The 17,243-nt window shown below is 41.4% G+C and carries 20 protein-coding genes and 1 pseudogene; 1 reads left to right on the top strand and 20 read right to left on the bottom strand.

The features are described from left to right. Window positions 1–11: 11 nt before the first annotated feature. The 18 genes and pseudogenes from AC6R00_RS23455 to AC6R00_RS23370 all read right to left on the bottom strand — a co-directional run bounded on the left by AC6R00_RS23455 (window position 12) and on the right by AC6R00_RS23370 (window position 13,181). The gene (locus tag AC6R00_RS23455; RefSeq protein ID WP_500642161.1) at window positions 12–614 is read right to left on the bottom strand and encodes a hypothetical protein; all 603 of its coding nucleotides are present in this window, start codon (window positions 612–614) and stop codon (window positions 12–14) included. 196 nt (window positions 615–810) lie between these two features. Then, complete coding sequence (locus tag AC6R00_RS23450) at window positions 811–1,062, bottom strand: TIGR03643 family protein (RefSeq protein WP_045986860.1); 252 nt, start codon at window positions 1,060–1,062, stop codon at window positions 811–813. A 199-nt stretch (window positions 1,063–1,261) separates the two neighbouring features. After that, a complete protein-coding gene (locus AC6R00_RS23445; protein WP_500642160.1) occupies window positions 1,262–2,314 on the bottom strand; it encodes a hypothetical protein in 1,053 nt (350 codons plus the stop codon). 208 nt (window positions 2,315–2,522) lie between these two features. Continuing rightward, complete coding sequence (locus tag AC6R00_RS23440) at window positions 2,523–3,011, bottom strand: hypothetical protein (RefSeq protein WP_500642159.1); 489 nt, start codon at window positions 3,009–3,011, stop codon at window positions 2,523–2,525. 156 nt (window positions 3,012–3,167) lie between these two features. After that, window positions 3,168–3,449: a DUF6966 domain-containing protein gene (locus tag AC6R00_RS23435; protein WP_500642158.1), complete on the bottom strand. Its 282-nt coding sequence runs from the start codon at window positions 3,447–3,449 to the stop codon at window positions 3,168–3,170. Window positions 3,450–3,579: 130 nt separating this feature from the next. Beyond that, window positions 3,580–3,927: a hypothetical protein gene (locus AC6R00_RS23430; RefSeq protein ID WP_500642157.1), complete on the bottom strand. Its 348-nt coding sequence runs from the start codon at window positions 3,925–3,927 to the stop codon at window positions 3,580–3,582. Window positions 3,928–4,060: 133 nt separating this feature from the next. After that, window positions 4,061–4,453 (bottom strand): SMI1/KNR4 family protein, encoded by a 393-nt coding sequence (locus AC6R00_RS23425; RefSeq protein ID WP_500642156.1) that lies wholly within the window; start codon window positions 4,451–4,453, stop codon window positions 4,061–4,063. 75 nt (window positions 4,454–4,528) lie between these two features. Next, window positions 4,529–4,975, bottom strand: coding sequence for a VOC family protein (locus AC6R00_RS23420; protein ID WP_500642155.1), 447 nt, complete (start codon window positions 4,973–4,975; stop codon window positions 4,529–4,531). Between the two features lie 136 nt (window positions 4,976–5,111). Beyond that, complete coding sequence (locus AC6R00_RS23415; protein WP_500642154.1) at window positions 5,112–5,513, bottom strand: hypothetical protein; 402 nt, start codon at window positions 5,511–5,513, stop codon at window positions 5,112–5,114. 145 nt (window positions 5,514–5,658) lie between these two features. Next, window positions 5,659–6,090: a DUF4274 domain-containing protein gene (locus AC6R00_RS23410; RefSeq protein WP_500642153.1), complete on the bottom strand. Its 432-nt coding sequence runs from the start codon at window positions 6,088–6,090 to the stop codon at window positions 5,659–5,661. 171 nt (window positions 6,091–6,261) lie between these two features. Continuing rightward, on the bottom strand, window positions 6,262–6,993 hold the full coding sequence (locus AC6R00_RS23405) for a hypothetical protein (protein ID WP_500642152.1): 732 nt from the start codon (window positions 6,991–6,993) through the stop codon (window positions 6,262–6,264). 153 nt (window positions 6,994–7,146) lie between these two features. Next, window positions 7,147–7,662 (bottom strand): hypothetical protein, encoded by a 516-nt coding sequence (locus AC6R00_RS23400; protein ID WP_500642151.1) that lies wholly within the window; start codon window positions 7,660–7,662, stop codon window positions 7,147–7,149. Window positions 7,663–7,797: 135 nt separating this feature from the next. Beyond that, window positions 7,798–8,292, bottom strand: coding sequence for a hypothetical protein (locus AC6R00_RS23395; protein ID WP_500642150.1), 495 nt, complete (start codon window positions 8,290–8,292; stop codon window positions 7,798–7,800). 142 nt (window positions 8,293–8,434) lie between these two features. Next, window positions 8,435–8,751 (bottom strand): annotated as a pseudogene (locus tag AC6R00_RS23390) (VOC family protein). Window positions 8,752–8,885: 134 nt separating this feature from the next. Further along, entirely contained in the window at window positions 8,886–9,440 is a 555-nt protein-coding gene (locus AC6R00_RS23385) for a hypothetical protein (RefSeq protein WP_500642149.1), read from the bottom strand. A 232-nt stretch (window positions 9,441–9,672) separates the two neighbouring features. Continuing rightward, on the bottom strand, window positions 9,673–10,107 hold the full coding sequence (locus AC6R00_RS23380) for a GNAT family N-acetyltransferase (RefSeq protein ID WP_025536967.1): 435 nt from the start codon (window positions 10,105–10,107) through the stop codon (window positions 9,673–9,675). Between the two features lie 121 nt (window positions 10,108–10,228). After that, window positions 10,229–10,618 carry a rod shape-determining protein gene (locus tag AC6R00_RS23375; protein WP_500642148.1) on the bottom strand — a complete coding sequence of 130 codons (390 nt, stop codon included), beginning with the start codon at window positions 10,616–10,618 and terminating at the stop codon, window positions 10,229–10,231. Between the two features lie 970 nt (window positions 10,619–11,588). Next, window positions 11,589–13,181 (bottom strand): ABC-F family ATPase, encoded by a 1,593-nt coding sequence (locus AC6R00_RS23370; RefSeq protein ID WP_500642147.1) that lies wholly within the window; start codon window positions 13,179–13,181, stop codon window positions 11,589–11,591. A 181-nt stretch (window positions 13,182–13,362) separates the two neighbouring features. Between AC6R00_RS23370 and AC6R00_RS23365 the strand changes: the two genes are divergently transcribed. After that, window positions 13,363–13,650 carry a hypothetical protein gene (locus AC6R00_RS23365; RefSeq protein WP_500642146.1) on the top strand — a complete coding sequence of 96 codons (288 nt, stop codon included), beginning with the start codon at window positions 13,363–13,365 and terminating at the stop codon, window positions 13,648–13,650. Between the two features lie 36 nt (window positions 13,651–13,686). Here the strand turns inward: AC6R00_RS23365 and AC6R00_RS23360 are convergent, their stop codons facing one another. Together AC6R00_RS23360 and AC6R00_RS23355 are read right to left on the bottom strand one after the other, a co-directional pair. Then, the gene (locus AC6R00_RS23360) at window positions 13,687–15,717 is read right to left on the bottom strand and encodes a sensor histidine kinase (RefSeq protein WP_500642145.1); all 2,031 of its coding nucleotides are present in this window, start codon (window positions 15,715–15,717) and stop codon (window positions 13,687–13,689) included. Next, complete coding sequence (locus AC6R00_RS23355; protein WP_500642144.1) at window positions 15,707–17,155, bottom strand: sigma-54-dependent transcriptional regulator; 1,449 nt, start codon at window positions 17,153–17,155, stop codon at window positions 15,707–15,709. The genes AC6R00_RS23360 and AC6R00_RS23355 overlap by 11 nt, the downstream gene beginning before the upstream one ends. Window positions 17,156–17,243: the final 88 nt, after the last annotated feature.

Below are 17,243 nucleotides of genomic sequence, written 5' to 3'. Positions count from 1 at the left end.
CTTGTTAGCTATCAGTTCCAAAGGAGTCGCGGTAAAACAATATTATTGCTCTCTGCAACAGATAAAATCTTCTCGTTAATCGCCTCGTAATCTTCCCTGCTCTTCATTTGCGCCCATTCAGACTTCAATACCTTTACATCTTGCTCAGAGATATACGGAGACAATATAGTGACTCTTTGACTAAACGACGCATTCATTTGAAACCCTACATATTGCATTCCCCCTAGCCAAAAAACCAAAATGACCGACGTAAAACCAGTAAAGAAAGATATTATTTTACGTTTCCTTGTACGATTTACTTTCTCTACATCTGAAAGCTCATCGATGCTTGATTGGGGTGATGTAGTTCTAAAAAATTTCCTATACAAGGATGACAAAAGAACCAAAAATATAAGTTGAAAGACCATTATCAGCAAAAGGAACGAAAACTTCTCTCGCATTCCTAGTGCCGCATCTTTATAGATGCTATCGGACATGATTACGGCTGTTTTACTTAAAACCCATTGGATCATGTCACCTGAAAAGTTTAAAAATGGTTGAACAAATAAAATAACCAGAACTGAGGCGACTACACTGACAATTAAGCTTTTTCTTACTGAAGGATCTTCAAACACATTAATTCTTCTTTATCATTTAAAATTTGAAACATTATACAGACTAGATGACTATAAATATAGCTAACGCCCTGCTAAGTGGCTAGCAACGCATAGCACGATACTTAAACTAGCCGCCGTAAACACCATACCTGACTAGAACTAAAGTTGCCGGGCGTTGATAGTCCGTCTTAAGCAGTTTGTTAGGTGTAGTCCACTATCGCTGCTTGTACTGAGTTGGACAATAACCTCTTGTGACATCTGAACTTCGTAGCTGCTTATGCTTTGTATTACGACCTGAAACTCGTTCTCGCCATAATTTAAAGCTACTTGATTTAAGCCGACTACGCATAAACTTAATAACTTCAGATTCACTCAAACCAAATTGAAATTCGATCGCTTCAAAAGGAGTCCGATCTTCCCATGCCATTTCGATTATTCTTGACTCAGATTCCAAGGACAGTTCCATTTCTAGTTACCTGTGATTAAACGAAATTTCTACGTTTTAATCTGAGTTTTAGTTCAAATGGCTGTCAAACACCTAACGCCCTGTTAAGGTGTGAGCAACGCAATACTGAAGCCGCGGCAAACCACCTTAAACACTAAACGCAACGCATAGCAAAAATGCCAAGCGTTGCGAATCACTCTTAAACAGATTGTTATACCGCTTAGTTCTTGACCTGTTGGATCTCTTTCACATCTTTTTCATCAGAATCTAAAGCACTTGTGTCGTAGTTAGGTGGCTGTATTGCCAACTTTTCTTTAACGCTATCTAGACCATTAGCCTCCGCTCGTTTTATAACTAAGTCGATTAACTTGTGCCTAGTTTCAAGGTCGATTAAACCGTCAACACCTAGATGTGCATTACCGAACATAAGTGAGTAAATAAAGTATGCCGAAGCCATTTTTTTACCGACATGTAACTTAGCTAAAATATCACCCGGCGAGTGAAATTGCGCTTTAGTGGTTAATAGCAACTCATCATTTTCTACAAGAGATAGAAAATATTTTGGGTAGCTCTCAACTGTCACATCGTTTAAGTTGGCTTGAGTTAATGCTTCTAAATCATTTAAAGAATCTAGAATTTTTGAAACATATACATTTCGTATATTTTCTTTTTGTTTAATCTTAACGGTGAAGTAAATATCATCATCTTTTCTAAACACTGGGAACAACATATGGTACAAAGCTTCCCAATGCTCATCGATACAAAAGAGTGTCTGATTAGCCATTAAGCTTCGAACAACTCCATAAGGAAGTTCTGACTTAGGCACTCTAGGTCCCCAACTTACATCTCTTCGAAGCGTCATATCCATTGTAAGTTTTAGATCTTTCTGAACATTGTAGATAATTTCCAGAGGCTTACGACTCACATAAGCAGGGCTAGTCACTCGACCGACGCGAATAGCATTGTCACCAACAGTTACAACCCAGTCCCCTACACTCATATCAGCAACAAAGTGCTTAGCTTGGTTAAAGTGATTTGTACTATGCCTAGAACTTTTGTCGTTTTTAGTGTGTAAGTTTGATAAAGACTCTTTCAATTTATCGTATTCGGGCTTGAAAAAGTCTACTTTGGTCTCTGGAAGGTTGAGTTTATCTAAGTGCCCTAAAGCCACAACGCCAAACTTCGAAAAATGCTGAAAATACTTCCCTCCGTCAGCACGGACGACCCAGAAACGTCGATTTTCTGGGGGACTAGAAATCAATTGGTCAATCATAATCAAACCTAACACATTGCAAATAAGCACATATTATAATGAAATCAATTGCTCGTCTCTGATTGAACTCTCGATTGCGGTATAACGCCCTGCTAAGTGGCTAGCAACTCTTACCACCACACTTAAACTAACCACCGTAAACACTGCACCAAACGAGAACTAAAATTGCCGAGCGTTGATAGTCCGGCTTAAGCAGTTTGTTAGGCTTTTATTCTAATACTCTTATACAAGAGTCAACAGCACCACTTTCACTACGCCAAGTTAAATGCTTGCTATCGATAGCTAGAATAGTTGACACTGACACTTTTGTTTCTTCAATTGCTTTCCTAAACCTTTCTTCAAATGGTACTGAAGCATCATTAAACGATTTGACTGAAACACTATCTATATATTCGTGTACTTCATTGTGTTTCAGCTCCCAGGTACCGTTGATTTTCACTTCATACACAAACCCGCCCGAGCCATCCGGCATCTCAATAATAAACAAAGCCTGACCATTTAATAACCCGTTATTAGCATAAGTCGTTTTACCATCGTAACTTATCTCATCATCTTCTGAGTTTTCAGGAGTTGCGCAACGCCATGTACCAGAAAATAACGATCTATCCACTTTTATCTTAGGGTGCACTTTAGTTTCTTCGGTTGCACTACAAGCTACAAGAGCAACACTGAATGCTATTAATAATAATCTTTTCATATCCTTAATTTCTTTCCTTATAAAAGCAGCCTAACGCCCTGTTAAGGTGTGAGCAATGCAATACCGAAGCCGCCGCATACCACCTTAAACACTAAAACCAACGCATAGTGAAAACGCCACGCGTTGCGAATCACTCTTAAACAGATTGTTATGTGTTTATTCTTGTCCGTGCTTTATTTCAGTTGCAAGTTCCCATGCGCGTGTCCGTAGCGCACTAAAACAATCGTTTTTTCGAGTTAACTTGCTTATATAAATATCATTAAATGAGCGCATGCCACCGTATGCTAATAGTACTTTTTCTATTCCGTTAAAGTCAGATTCTAATAGCCATGTTCGAGCTTGTGACATCCAATCACGCCAGTGCTCTTGCCCGTCTTCATCCAACATCTGAACAAGCCTGTCTAGAACTTCTATTAACTCTTTTGTTTTCGGTCCCATATACACCTACACATAACGCCCTGTTAAGGGGTGAGCAACGCAATACCGAAGTTGCCGCATACCACCTTAACCACTAAAACCAACGCATAGTGAAAATGCCACGCGTTGCGAATCCCTCTTAAACAGATTGTTATACGTTTTGGTAGATGTCATGCAGGCACTCTGATTCAGTGTCATTTATCAGTGAGTCTTCGATGGTCAACTGGATATTCATCGAGCTATCGTCGCTACTAGCTATTGGTCTAACACCATCAAGCACACAAAGCATACCGAAAACCGACTCTTTGACCGCATCCTCGATAAGACCCTGAACCAACGCCTGCTCACTTGGGGGCAATGACCTAAACCAATTCGATTGTTCGAGTAAACGCTTATCGGGAGATCTACCAGGTGGTTCCGATAAGTTTTCAATCGTATTTTCTACCGAAGAAGACTCAACAACTTCTTTGATGGCTTTTACAAATTCAACTTTATCCATAATTCCTCAGAAACGTATAACGCCCTGCTAAGTGGCTGACAACATAACACAAAACGTAAACAAGCCGCCGTAAACACAGAACAAACTTTGAAGTAAATTCGCCGAGCGTTGGCAGTCCGTCTTAAGCAGTTTGTTATAGCTTTCCTATATTGGCAAATGAACTTGCAAGCAACTGAGTCTCTCCGGTTTCATGAAGCCAAATATAAACTTCTGGTTTGAACTGTGCTGATTCTTTTAAGAAAACCATTTGATCTCCAAGACCATTGCTGGCAATTGCCAATGCATTGTGTGGAAAGTTGCCAAAACCAGAACACGACTTGGTTTCTGCAATAATGTGGTTACACATACGAGCTAGCCTATTTCGATCGGAGTTGTCCTTGATTGGGTAAAGCTCCCAATCATCTTCTTCAGTCGTTGCCTCCCCACCATTGTCAGTCTTCATTGATTCACGGTAATCATGGGGGAGCCTTGCACCAAGCTCAACCTCAGTATTAACTAATTGTTCTTCTGTTAAGTTGAATCCCATTTTTACTCCAAAGCTATAACGCCTTGTTAAGTAGCAGCTAACTACCACTACACTCAAACAAAGCCACCTTAATCACTAAACCCAATTCAAACCAAAATCGCCGACTGTTAGCTGTCTGCTTGAACAATTTGTTATACGATTGCTCACGCTGAGCTTTGACAGATAAAACGAATCAAGTAGCCCTATGGTTTGCCTAACAACAGTCTCCACATCCCCAGTTTGATAATTTTCACTTTGCAGCGGTAAGAAGACATCATTTGGAGAAAATACCATTGAATCAAGCCACTCCGACGTAACTTTGAATGTTAGGTTCATACCACGGCCAAAAGGAGCGACAGGTTCTCCATTTACCCAAGAATCCGACTTTAGTTGAGTGATCATTAGTTGGGTACTGTTGAATGATAAGAAAACAAAACCATCTCGTCGAAAAGCCACACTAAAACCCAACTCGGCAGTGTAGAATTCTTCGCTTACACCAATATCGGTCACAAGTAGTTCTGGTATTAAATCGTTAAAGTCCATGCTTGCTTCCATTCGTATAACGCCGCGTTAAGTGGTGAACAACGCTAACCACCAAACCTAAACCATTGTACCTTAAACACTTAACCTGACTGGAACTAAAATTGCCAAGCGTTGTGAATCCGCCTTAAACGCTTTGTTATGTTTCTATTACCTGCACTAGGCGTTCAAAAATAAATGTCGAAGGGCCGTAAAGTTGATCAATATTTATTTCGAAACTTTCAATAAGAACTTTTACACCCACTGATATTTCTTCGCTTTGCCAATAACCAAGACGATCATACTCAAATGTCTTTGCCCCTTGAGACACCTCAACTACATCCCATTCTTCATTTAAAAAATCTTGTCTCTTCCCTATAAATGTCACTTTACCAATAATTCTGGCGTGTCCCACTAAACCTTCTTCATAATTTTTCCACCACTTTTCACTTCCAACTACACCAAGCTTAGTAAAATAAACAGGGCAATCCTTTGAAATTTCCTCATTTACTGCGTTCGCCCATGAATCATCAGACTCTTTCAAATCAAAAATTATTGACATAATTCATCTCAAAACATAACGCCCTGTTAAGGGGTGAGCAACGCAATACCGAAGCTACTGCAAACCACCTTAATGACTTAAACTAACGCATAGTAAAAATGCCGCGCGTTGCGAATCCCTCTTGAACAGTTTGTTATGTGAAAATTTACCTCGTACCTACAACTTTGTTAAGGAAAACTTCAGGGATGCCTTCACGCAGTAGTTTGTATTTTTGAACTTTACTTAGTTGAGGCTCAAAACTCACTTTCCCGACAAGATATTCACCTTTAGAAATCTTTGATGACAACTTTTCACTCAAATCAAACCATGTACCGTTATATGGGTTTCGTTCAATTTCGCCAGTAAGGAAAACCATAGATTCAGCAAGCCAAAATATGTTCAATGCTACACCTAAGTCACAATACTTGCTTTCAGCAATAGCACATATAATCTCTAGTCCGTTATCCCAGTTATAGCTATTCGCTAGTTCCTGTAGGAAAAATGGATTTGACGTTTCAGTAACTGCTTGCAAACCGAATGCTGTTGTTTCAGATTGGTTAATCTGAGCAATAAAGTCTCTTTCTTGCTGTGAAATCATGACTTACTAGCACCTACCATTTGATTTATTGGATATTTCACATAACGCCCAATTAAGGTGTGAAGCACGCGACCACAACACTTAATTTAACCACCGTAATCACTAAACTCAACCCAAACCAAAAATGCCAAGCGTGCTGAATCACTCTTAAATTGTTTGTTATGTGCGTACTCAACTTCTCCACGAAATCGGAGTAACTTCAACCTCACGGACTCTCTGACAGTCATAGTATGCTTTGACAATCGTAGGAAATTCGTCGGCTAGTAGATCTGACTTTGGTGGAAACTTATCATGTTGCCCTATATATTCAAAAATTAGTATATCTTCAAGAACTGAATAGAGTTCAAGCTCGCTTGTCTCCATGTAACCGATAAAAGGAACAAGTTTTTCAATTAAACTCTCCAACTCATTAGAAGCGCGAACCAAGTCATCAAGTGCTCGGCGTTTTCCATAATGTGAATCTTCTAATTTCTTTTGCTTAAGAGAGTGTATCAGATCACGCTTTTGGAGCACATCAAGCAACCTGTTAGGTAACTCTTCGCTTGCTTCAAACTTAACATCAACAGCTAACAATACAGAGTCTATCGCTAATCTAAGTCGCATAAGTACACGAGAAAATAGAATAGAGGTCTTCGCACTAACAGCAGTTTTTTTCTTTCTCTCGGGGTAATACACAACTAGGATATAAAAAATAGTACTTACTAAGTAGCCTAGAGATAAGTTAACCAAAATGTCGAAATAATAATTCACAACCTCAGCATTAAAAAACTGAGGCACTGGCATATCACTTGTAATCTGAAACAGAACGATAATAACGACAGCTATGCCCGCAATAATATTAACTAACCAATTGGATACGAAATAAAGCTTAATCTCGTCACAGATACTTTCTACTCTTTCCACTTGTTCTCCGAAAATTCATATTAACTACCAAGCACATAACGCCCTGTTAAGGTGTGAGCAACGCAATACCGAAGCCGCCGCATACCACCTTAACCACTAAAACCAACGCATAATAAAAATGCCACGCGTTGCGAATCACTCTTAAACAGCTTGTTAGGCATTGGACCCTAAAGGTCTACCATAAACTGAGTCAAAGCCTTGTTCAGCTTGTTCTCGCATAGTTTTACTGCTTCCCGACATACTATGAGTGATAACTTTCCAGCGATACTTCCGAAATGGATCTTCGTTTATGTTAATTCCATTTTGATCATTCAATTTCATACAAACGGTATAATTAGTTCGATCTCTATTTTCATTATAAACATTATTATATAGATGACTTTCTACACGTTTCTTAAGTCTTGTACCATGACCACGGTAAATCGCTTTCAATCCGTCGACACATAGTGAGCATCGGTTTTCATCTGACTGATAGTCAGTAAAAATTACATACAGCCCAGCGCCATAAATAAGCTTTGAGATATCTTCATGGCAGTCGACGTCGACAATTTTTACTTTTGTTTCCGAGATATCGGTGTAGTCAAAGCTCTTAAAGAAGGCAACAAAGTGTTCATGGAAGCTGGACTTTAGTTCTGCCTCTTTCTTAGCTAATTTTGCGATATCGTACATTTTATCTCCGAGATGCCTAACGCCCTGCTAAGTGGCTAGCAACGCAAGCCACCATATTAAACCTAACCACCGTAAACGCTATGCCTGATTCGAAGTAAAATCGCCAAGCGTTGATAGTCCGCCTTAAGCAGTTTGTTATGTTTCAGACTTTAATTGTGAAGAATGAATAATCATTTCTGAAAGATATTTCATGAACAACTTGTCCCTCCCTTCATTGCTTGAAAGAGGAAAACTCAAAACATGTTCTAGAGTTCTTACAGTCATGATGCTGTCGTTGATATACGAATAGTCGTAGTCAATTTCCACCTTTCGTATATTTTCAAAAGGAATAATGTAGCCTCGTGGCTCCCATCGTTGATTAAAAACGACTAGATGCTTATTCGTCACAAAATAGAGCCCTTCCTCTAACTCGAATAAAGCGTCGGTATATAGATACTCAATTTTCTCGGTAGTTTCTAACAGATCGAGTTCATTAATTTTTTCTAAGTAGTTTTCAGGGATCTGCTCCCTAGTGTGGATTGTTCCTTCATGCAGAAACCTGTCGATAAGGGTAATCGAGATTAGCAACAATGCAATAGTGCCAAACGCAGCAGCAATTGTATATTTGATTGCCTTCAAAATAGTTTTCATAATATCTAACCAATATCGCCTTGAAACATAACGCCTTGTTAAGTAGCAGCTAACTGCCACCACACTCAAACAAAACCACCGTAATCGCTAGACTCAACTAAACCAAAATCGCCAAACGTTAGCTGTCTGCTTGAACAAATTGTTAGGTGACTTTGCCTCGAAGCCCTATTAAGTTCCCGAACGGGTCTTCGACTTGGCACATAGACTGCAACCTAGTCCGTAGAAATGCTCAAGGGCTTTCGTTAAATCGATGACATGCCAGTACAAAACGACACCTTGCTTTCCAGAGCTGACTTTGTCATCCGATTGCACTATCTCAATTGCAAACCCATCAATATCAAGCACAGTAAAATCGTACTCACTTAGATAGGTCTCAACAGCTTGTGGAAAAGCTCTTTTGTACCAACTTAAACCAGCTTGAACATCTGGTACATGTATCAATACCGCTGTTGGTTTCAATATAGCCTCCTGTCACGTAACGCCCTGTTAAGGTGTGAGCAACGCAATACCGAAGCTACCGCATACCACCTTAAACACTAAACGCAACGCATAGCAAAAATGCCACGCGTTGCGAATCACTCTTAAACAGTTTGTTAGCCGTGCGTACTAACGTTATCGAATAGACCCGGAAAATGAACTATTAGTTCATCGTGAAGGAAAGAAGCAACTCTTTCTAACTCATCAACATATACAGCAATATCATTTCCATACTGAGGGTTAAGCAAATCTCTGTCGAAAACCGATATAGATGGTATAGCGCCACCTTTTTGGTATGGATACCGCTGTTTCATAAACACATCAGAGTTTAAGCTCAAGTCATGCTTAAGAGACCTGCCGTGCTTTAAATGATACTTTTCTTCTAAATAACCACTGTCTTCTGGATGTTTGCTTTCCATCGAAGCAAATATTTCTGATAAGGAGTGCCCTTTTGTATGTTCAACGCTCGATGCAACTGCGCTAGGCCAAACAGTCGTTGTTTGAATGCTTTTGAGAAAAAGCTCGACAGAAAAAGATAGAATTACATGATACGGTCGTGATACGAATTCATTGTCTTTGATAAGTTTAGCCGCTTCATAAAACTCTTTTGCCGTTATAAACAATCCGAAATCTACTAAATTTTGAGTTCGTCTTAAGTTTCTGCTTGTCATAAGCTGGAATCTCACTGTGTAAAAACGAATGGACTATATTTTACCAAAACCTAATCAATCGTCTTATGCAGAATTTCAATGCATATTATCTCAATGATGTACACCTGAGCACTGCTAACGCCCTGTTAAGGGGTGAGCAACGCAATATAAAAGCCGCCGCATACTACCTTAAACACAAAAATCAACGCATAATAAAAATGCCACGCGTTGCGAATCCCTCTTGAACAGATTGTTATGTGTTTGAACTTAAAGGGATCTCCATTTCAACCAACCCTTTGACTTCAGATGTTCTAACGAAGCCCTTGGACTCATACAGACTGATTGCTGGATTTTCACTAAACACACGCAAAACTAGCTTAGTGGATTGTCTTTTAAGCGCATGTCTAACAACTAGCTCGAGACACTTTGCCCCAATTCCTCTGCCCTGAAACTCAGGCAAAATTTGAAAGTCTCTCAAGAAGGTAGTATCGCCACTATAGCTAAAACGGAGAACACCAACACGAGCTTGGTCTAGATGGACTTCGTAATTATCTAATTCTTCCCAACTACTTAGAAACTGATTGTGATCCCAGATTATCCCGCGAGTTTGATAATAACTGGCCATATTTGACTTGGTCAAAGATTCTGCGAATAAGGAGTCGCTACCTACTTTTAGCTGTACTTCCATGCATTTTCCTCTGGTTACACATAACGCCAAGTTAAGTGGTGAGCGGTGCGTGCCATGTCTGAGCGAAGCGAGTTCGGCACGCGTTAGCGAATCCATCTTAAACTTTTTGTTAGTTGCATAGTTACTCATTGAACTGTTTTGCTAATTTTTTGAACTCGACTTGGTGGGGATTTAGCTGTGCTCCTTGGAAAACTACTGCGTCTCTAGCTCCCGAAGCCAGACATAGTTCTCGGAATGCTCGAACTTCGATCATGGTTAATCCACCCTCAGTTTTTTCCATGGGGTGAATTACAATTGCTGGAGCTGGCGTAATAAATCGCTTTTGAAGCACTTTGCCAATCACTTCCTGTAATAGTCTTTGTGCCACGTAAAAGTCGGAGAAAACTGTTCTAGGATGTGAAAAAGGATTGAGCGAGCCCAATTTTGCACTATTACCGAATGTAACAATGTTCTTGACTTTTTTCCCTGTATCCTCAACCTGAAGAAGCGGCTTTTCATCAAAAATGACCATAGTTTCAACGTCTGTGACCTTTAGTCGGTTTTCCCAAACTTGAACGTACAAGGTCGTCCCAAATCTGTTAATTATGCTGCGTATCATAAATATCCTCAGGTAAGCAACTAACGCCCAATTAACGTGTGAGCAACGCTGCCACTGAGCTAAAGCACTGCGCCGTAAACACTAAACTCAACCTGAAGTGGAAGCGCCAAGCGTTGCGAATCACTGTTGAATTGTTTGTTATGTTTTACCACAAACGCATGATTTAATTGAGAAAGAACTGCCATTTAAGACCATTTTTCTGAGCTAAGGCACAAGGTAAGAACCGACTTTGGCCACCAAAGGCGACCAACATAAAACAAGTAAGTCCACTTCCCTGCCCAATGAGGCAACACGACAAACATTCAACAAGCGCCCTCGTCTCTTCTCACAACAGCGCCAAACAAAGGTTGTTTGCCGAGGCAACTGCCAAGGTGGGATGCTGATTGGCAAATATCCTAGAAGCGACTTTAAGCCAGTCAAACAAGAAACCGACCGCCACGACCTGACAATGAAGCAACCCACGGACATTGGCATGTTTTACGGCCTGAGTGATTCAAGAACTTAGACCGACAATACGGATTTGCTGAGTCTACTAGGGACGAATTGCCAGAGGGATAAAGAACTAGAGCCTAAGACCTTTAAGTCTTTGAATTTCAGTTAAACATAACAGTTCTTAGCCAGAACAATTCTATAAAAAACTACCGAACCAATCTGCAATAGAACTCAAGTTGCTCTCACCTTACCAATTTAAATTACACAGAAACAGTCGGTTACGTTAAACAGAAAAACGGACAAGTCACAAAATGCAGAATTGTTCTCTATAACATGATCTCAGTATCCAAAATTACGTCATGTATGTTTATACAGTATCATTTTGAGGTTTACAAAAAAGCCCCGCAAAAGCTAGTGCGAGGCTTTCAGTATTCAGATTAGAAGCTAATTCTTAGCCTTCAATACCACGTGCTTTTAGGAACTCTGCGTAAGTACCTTTAAAGTCGGTAATCTTGTTGTCTTTGATTTCAATGATACGAGTCGCCAACGAGTCTACAAATACGCGGTCGTGAGATACGAAGAATAATGTGCCTTTGTATTGCTCAAGCGCAGTGTTTAAAGATTCGATAGATTCCATATCCATGTGGTTGGTTGGCTCATCCATCAGCAGCATATTAGGTTTATGCATCATTAGCTTGCCTAAAAGCATACGGCCTTGCTCACCACCAGAAAGTACTTTTACTGACTTTTTGATGTCATCTTGAGAAAACAGCATACGACCTAAGAAGCTACGAATAACTTGCTCGTCATCGCCTTCTTGACGCCACTGCCCCATCCAGTCCATTAGGTTTAGATCTTCTTCAAAATCAGCAGCATGGTCTTGGGCATAGTAACCAATATTAGAGTTTTCTGACCACTTAAATTCACCAGTGCGAGGCTCTAGCACACCAGCAAGAGTGTTGAGTAGCGTTGTTTTACCTACGCCGTTTTCACCAATAATTGCAACACGCTCACCAACTTCAAAGATCGCATTAAAATCGTTAAACAAATCTTCTTCAAAGCCTTGGCTTAAATTTTCTACGATAAGCGCATTACGGAACAACTCTTTCGATTGCTCAAAACGGATGAACGGGTTTTGGCGGCTTGATGCTTTCACTTCTTCAAGTTGGATCTTATCGATCTGCTTAGCTCGCGAGGTAGCCTGTTTTGCCTTAGATGCGTTAGCAGAGAAACGAGCAACGAACGTTTGCAGTTCTGCGATTTGCGCTTTCTTCTTCGCATTGTCTGATAATAAACGGTCACGAGCTTGCGATGCCGCTGTCATGTACTCATCATAGTTACCAGGATAAACACGCAGTTCACCGTAATCTAAGTCTGCCATGTGTGTACAAACTGAGTTCAAGAAGTGACGGTCGTGCGAGATAATGATCATCGTGCAATTACGTTGGTTTAAAGTCTCTTCCAACCAGCGGATAGTATCCATGTCCAAGTTGTTGGTTGGTTCGTCTAATAGCATGATGTGCGGGTCAGCGAATAGAACCTGCGCAAGAAGAACACGAAGTTTCCAACCAGGTGCGACTTCACTCATCAGACCGTAGTGTTGTTCTTCAGGAATACCAACAGCAAGGAGTAACTCACCTGCTTTTGCGTCGGCCATGTAACCGTCCATTTCTGCAAACTGAACTTCTAAGTCAGCAACAAGCATGCCCTCTTCTTCGCTCATTTCAGGCAAAGAATAAATGCGGTCACGCTCTTTTTTTACTTCCCACAGTTCTTTGTAGCCCATGATAACGGTATCAATCACGGTGAACTCTTCGTAAGCAAACTGATCCTGATTTAGCTTGGCTACGCGCTCATTAGGGTCGTAACTTACGTTACCACCTGTCGGGTCAAGCTCTCCGCTTAGGATTTTCATGAACGTTGATTTACCACAGCCGTTCGCACCGATCAGGCCGTAACGGTTACCTTCACCAAACTTAACAGAGATGTTTTCAAAAAGTGGCTTAGCACCAAATTGCTGTGTGATGTTGTTAGTGGAAATCAATGTCGTTACCTATAAAATATGAAAAACCGCGCCACACTACTGTTTACTGAGTCGAACTTCAAGTTTTGTTTTGCCAAGGCATGCAAACCATCAGCTATGTATTAGCAATCTAACTTTTATGAGTTGGTTTTAGGCCGGGGTTCTATATAATCGCCGCCAGTTCCATCAGTAGGTCCCAATCATGAAGAAGATAACCCCTCTAATCATCGCATCTTTGTCTTTAGCTTGTTCTGTCGCGGTTGCGAAGAACACTTTTAACGCTAACCCGGTTTGGGGAAACGACACATATGGTCATTTGCAAACAGGTGATATCGTTTATCAGGATGATGAAATCATCTGTTTACATGGTAAGACCAATAAATGCTATGACAAGGAAGTGGTGATGAAATGTGGTTTGCCACCAGAGTCGTTAGCAGAGAAGCTCAAATATCAGGAATGCAAAGACGCTTTAGCGGAAGAATCAAAATAGTTAGAAAAACGGTCAGCACTCTTGCTGACCGTTTTGTTAAAGGTTCATGACTTTGAGTTGAGGTTCTGCTCGTTCCGGAAGATAAATGCTAAACTGGCTCCCTTTCCCCCATTCAGAATTAACTTTGAGCTCACCGCCCGATTGGCTGAGAATACTTTGCGAAACCGAAAGACCTAACCCCGTTCCATCGCGTTTAGTTGTGTAGAATGGTGAGAAGATTCGTTTTAAGTTCTCAGGTTTAATACCGCAACCTTCATCTTTTACATGAATGACCGCCCCTCGAGTTTGCCCCTCTTCTATCCAGTCTTCACTCGACACAACTAATCGGCCTTTCCCCTGCATCGCGTGAATGCCATTCATTTGCAGGTTAACCAGAATTTGCAGTAGCTGATGGCGATTCACTTCAACGGACGCCTGAGCATTTAATTCTGTTTCGAAAGTAACTTCGCGTTTTTTTGCGCCCGTCTTAACCAGTGTAATGCTTTCTTCGATGATTGGATTCACGCGCTGCCAAGTGATCTCATCTTGAACACCACCTTGCCGACTGTATTGCAACAGACTACGTGTAATATTCCGGATGCGATCGATCTGTGCGTGAATTGCCTCTATCTCTTCTTTTACGCGAGATGACTCATCGCCCAATTCAAACTGCATAAGTTCAACATTGCCTAAGATCACGGCGGTTGGGTTATTAATCTCGTGGGCGATTCCGGCTGTTAACTCACCAAGTGCTGCTAGTTTCTCGTTAACAACCAACTTGTCACGTGTCTGATTAAGCAGTTGGATATGCAGTTCTAGCTCTTGTGTTTTCTCTTCGAGGCTCGCGGTGCGATCTTGGACTTTACACTCTAGCTCATTCGCAGCCCGTTGAATTTCATTCTTGCGCTGCTTAAGCAGATCAAGCATGTTGTCGAATTGCTTTGCAAGCTGAGCTAGTTCATGCCCTTCGTCTAAACCAAGTGGGCCAATTCGAGTCTCTTTGCCAAGTTGAATCATTTTTACTACACGGTGAATATGCTCTATCGGTACAAAAAGATCTCGAGAACCCCGATAAACGAGCAAACTTGAGATAAACAGCAAGAAGAGTGTTGTAATCGATATCTCGGCGATATTAGTCATGTAAGTGGCGACAAATGGCCATAACAAATACCCTGTGTAGAGCATGCCAATCACATTATTGTACTGATCGTACAGCGGCTGATAGGCGGTGATGTACCAAGCATCGTATACAAATGCTAAGTTTGTCCACTCATGCCCTTCAATCAAGACCGCTTGTTTCACTTCATCTGAAACGCGAGTGCCGATGGCTCTACCCAATCTGTCATTACTGTCTAATGGAACATTGGTGCTAACGCGCAAGTCATCTAAAAATACGGTTAGAGTGCCTACCGGTCGCAAACTGTCTTGCTTAGAAGGGTAAATAAGGTCGCGAATGGTATCAACCAAGACCGTACTGTTGTTAAGCAGTAAACCACCATCTAAAAAACCAATAATATCGTTGGTCGGATTGCGGATAGGGATCACTGTCCGGCTGACCAGCCCCCTACTTTCAACGGAATTGCTCTCAAGAATTGGTGTCTGAGCTCGCTTTACCAAGTCATTGCCTAGCTCTGCCAACTCTTGCTGAGTCAAAACATCAAAAAAGGATTCTCGATGAGTCAGATCCATAAATCTAAACTTGCTTTCTATACTGTCAACGCGATGAAAACGTAGAAAGTCGAGCTTGTACTTTTCTCGCTGTCTAGATACCCAACTTGAAAGATCCGATTCACTGACTTGTTCACTTCGGACTCGAGAGACAAATTCAAAAGAACTCGCAAACGACTTAACATGATTGGCCTGTTTTTCCTGAATCAACTCAATGCTGTTTTCTGCCACCCCAAGTCTTTCAGATACATCAACTAGAGCACTTTGCCATGTGTAGTGAATTGACCAATAGATGGTGATTCCAATAAGTGCGAGCAAAGTGAGGACGATCGGCGCAGAAGTTAAGATCATCAAACGATAGCGAACCATGGTTTTGAATCGATAACGCCATTTTGACCAGAATGAGAGGCTATTCGGCATAGCTCGATTCCTCGCTGTCCCACTCTTTAAATTTGCGCTCTAAAGTCTTACGCGCGACGCCTAGATCTCGCGCAGCTGCCGATTTATTGCCATCGTGAAAATCAACCAACTGCTGGATATGGGCTTTTTCGACTTGCTTTAGTGGCCAACTGTTTGGATATCCTTCACCGCGATTTGCAGGCGTCGTCAGTTCAATCACCTCCGCACCACTTGAAACGGTCATGGTAACGGAAGGTTTTAACGTATCACCATGGATCTCTCGCCAATAGTGCGCAGGAGGCTTGCCAAGCAAGATGCAACGTTCGATAAGGTTTTTGAGTTCGCGGATGTTGCCTGGCCAGTCATATTCATTCATTGCCAGTATATCTTCATGTGCCCAATTGGGGTTTGGCATACCAAGCTCTAAGGCTAGCATTTTGGTGAAAAACGGCACCAGTTCAATCAGATCGGCTTTACGTTCTCTTAATGGCATAACATCAATTTTAAGAACATTGAGTCGATAGAATAAGTCTGCGCGGAAATGCCCCTTGTTAACCTCTTCTTGTAAGTTACGGTTGGTTGCTGCCACAACTCTAACGTCAACGGAGATCTCTTTTTCACCACCGACTGGACGGATTGTTCGCTGCTCCAAGACACGCAATAAAGCTGATTGCATTGCGAGCGGCATTTCACCAATTTCGTCTAAGAATAGCGTGCCTCCATTTGCAACGCGGAACAAACCTTCACGGCTTTTCTTCGCTCCAGTAAATGCCCCCGCATTGTGACCAAACAACTCACTTTCAAGCAGCTCTGGCGCTATCGCACCACAGTTAATGGGTACAAACGGTCCGCTGCGTTGACTCGCTTCATGAATACCACGAGCAACCAACTCTTTACCTGTTCCTGATTCACCCTCTACAAGTACAGAAGCACGCGACGGTGCAAACTGTGTGATGAGCTGCTTTAACTGAGCGGTCTTTTCTGACCCCCCGACAATGTCCGTCGCAACATGCCGTTTGAACTCATGACGCAACGCAAACTGATGTCGTTCTTCCAAACGCTTATCAATGCAGCGTTGTACTGCCTGCAACATTTGTTCGAGGTTGAACGGCTTAAGAATAAAATCAGACGCCCCTAGCTTGAGTGCGGAAATTGCGGTTTCTAAGTCTGCGTAGCCAGTCATAAAGATAATGTCGGCTTTCTTATCCGGGTCATTAAACGCTTCTTCCCACTCAATTCCTGAGCGCCCTGGCAAGTTGATGTCCAGAACAATCAAATCGTAATGGTTAGCACTACGTAACTGTTCAGCATCTTCTATACTCCCGACACAATCTACTTTTGAAAACCATTTACTCAACGCTTTGTTCAGTATGGTTTGCATTCCAATCTCATCATCAACGACGAGAACTGAAAATGCTTGATATTGTGAGGCTTTATTAGGATCGAATGATGGAGGCATAATGACCACTTTCCATATAAGGTAATTGGGACAGAGTGTACCAAGTTTATCGGTGAGCGCCTCAATAAATGTGAGACATTTTGTCCCC

It is taken from the genome of Vibrio sp. R10-SF1-ISO8 (assembly GCF_059833805.1).
Note: the sequence above shows the minus strand (reverse complement) of the source record. Positions and strands in the feature narration are given on the sequence as shown.

Bases quoted from the DNA above. Each gene is read 5' to 3' on its own strand.
- AC6R00_RS23450 (WP_045986860.1), bottom strand. From the start codon at position 1,062: ATGGAACTGTCCTTGGAATCTGAGTCAAGAATAATCGAAATGGCATGG.
- AC6R00_RS23445 (WP_500642160.1), bottom strand. From the start codon at position 2,314: ATGATTGACCAATTGATTTCTAGTCCCCCAGAAAATCGACGTTTCTGG.
- AC6R00_RS23440 (WP_500642159.1), bottom strand. From the start codon at position 3,011: ATGAAAAGATTATTATTAATAGCATTCAGTGTTGCTCTTGTAGCTTGT.
- AC6R00_RS23435 (WP_500642158.1), bottom strand. From the start codon at position 3,449: ATGGGACCGAAAACAAAAGAGTTAATAGAAGTTCTAGACAGGCTTGTT.
- AC6R00_RS23430 (WP_500642157.1), bottom strand. From the start codon at position 3,927: ATGGATAAAGTTGAATTTGTAAAAGCCATCAAAGAAGTTGTTGAGTCT.
- AC6R00_RS23425 (WP_500642156.1), bottom strand. From the start codon at position 4,453: ATGGGATTCAACTTAACAGAAGAACAATTAGTTAATACTGAGGTTGAG.
- AC6R00_RS23420 (WP_500642155.1), bottom strand. From the start codon at position 4,975: ATGGACTTTAACGATTTAATACCAGAACTACTTGTGACCGATATTGGT.
- AC6R00_RS23415 (WP_500642154.1), bottom strand. From the start codon at position 5,513: ATGTCAATAATTTTTGATTTGAAAGAGTCTGATGATTCATGGGCGAAC.
- AC6R00_RS23410 (WP_500642153.1), bottom strand. From the start codon at position 6,090: ATGATTTCACAGCAAGAAAGAGACTTTATTGCTCAGATTAACCAATCT.
- AC6R00_RS23400 (WP_500642151.1), bottom strand. From the start codon at position 7,662: ATGTACGATATCGCAAAATTAGCTAAGAAAGAGGCAGAACTAAAGTCC.
- AC6R00_RS23395 (WP_500642150.1), bottom strand. From the start codon at position 8,292: ATGAAAACTATTTTGAAGGCAATCAAATATACAATTGCTGCTGCGTTT.
- AC6R00_RS23385 (WP_500642149.1), bottom strand. From the start codon at position 9,440: ATGACAAGCAGAAACTTAAGACGAACTCAAAATTTAGTAGATTTCGGA.
- AC6R00_RS23380 (WP_025536967.1), bottom strand. From the start codon at position 10,107: ATGGAAGTACAGCTAAAAGTAGGTAGCGACTCCTTATTCGCAGAATCT.
- AC6R00_RS23375 (WP_500642148.1), bottom strand. From the start codon at position 10,618: ATGGTCATTTTTGATGAAAAGCCGCTTCTTCAGGTTGAGGATACAGGG.
- AC6R00_RS23365 (WP_500642146.1), top strand. From the start codon at position 13,363: ATGAAGAAGATAACCCCTCTAATCATCGCATCTTTGTCTTTAGCTTGT.
- AC6R00_RS23360 (WP_500642145.1), bottom strand. From the start codon at position 15,717: ATGCCGAATAGCCTCTCATTCTGGTCAAAATGGCGTTATCGATTCAAA.
- AC6R00_RS23355 (WP_500642144.1), bottom strand. From the start codon at position 17,155: ATGCCTCCATCATTCGATCCTAATAAAGCCTCACAATATCAAGCATTT.